The 1,072-nt window shown below is 73.6% G+C and carries 1 protein-coding gene; it reads left to right on the plus strand.

Going from position 1 to position 1,072, the window contains the following annotated elements:
- Positions 1-1,072 (plus strand): RNA ligase RtcB family protein (locus ACVCAG_RS45730; RefSeq protein ID WP_440089934.1); only part of this gene is annotated, 1,072 nt, incomplete at both ends.

A 1,072-nucleotide genomic window follows, 5' to 3' on the forward strand; every position in this document is an offset into this window, starting at 1 on the left:
CGAGCTGGATCGAGTCCGACGCCCTCGCGCAGTGCCACCAGGTGGCCGCGCTCGACGGCATGACGCACGTCGCCGCCATGCCCGACCTGCACCCCGGCAAGGGCGCCCCCATCGGCGCCGCCATGACGTCGACCGTGCTGTACCCGTTCCTGGTGGGCTCCGACATCGGGTGCGGCATCGCCGTGTTCCCCATGAAGCTCAAGCGTGCCGTACCCGAGAAGCTCGCCGCCCGCTTCCCCGACCTCGATCGCGCGCTGGATCCCGAACGGGATGCCGGCGACCCGGCCTGGGCCGTGGTGAAGGGCGACATCCCCGCCGGTCACGTCGAGGGCCTCGGGACGGTCGGCCGGGGCAATCACTTCGTCGAGCTGGCGCGGATCGGGACCGTCTTCGCGCCGGACCACGCGAGCCGTCTCGGACTCGCCGGCGGCGACCTGGTCCTCATCGTCCACAGCGGTTCCCGGGGGCTGGGCGAGCGGATCCTGCGGGCGCACACCGAGGTCCACGGCGCGGGCCCCGCCCCTGATCCCGGCGCCTACCTGGCGATGCACGACGACGCCGTACGCTGGGGATCGCTCAACCGGCGGCTGATGGCCGCCCGGGTCGCCCATGCCCTGGGGGCCGAGCCCGCCGAGCCGCTCGTCGACCAGTGCCACAACCTGGTCGAGATCCGTGACGGGGCCTACCTGCACCGCAAGGGAGCCGCTCCGGGCGACGGCCGCGACGTGCTCATCGCCGGTACGCGAGGCACCCCTTCCTACCTCGTGGCCGCCCACGCCGGGCCGGACGCCGGCCATTCCGTCGCGCACGGCGCGGGCCGCAAGATGTCGCGTGCGGACGCCCTGCGCCGGGGCCGGGCCAAGCACACGGTCGAGGAGCTGCGCCGCACGCCGGTGGGGTCGCTGGTGGTGTGCGGAGACCGCCAGCTGCTCTTCGAGGAGGCGCCGACGGCCTACAAGCGCATCGAGCAGGTGATCTCCGACCTCGTCGACCACGACCTGGCCACGCCCGTGGCCACCACGGTCCCTCTGGTCACCTACAAGACGCCCGACCTCGGCTCCACGCCCCAGCG

Source organism: Streptosporangium sp. G12, assembly GCF_052983175.1.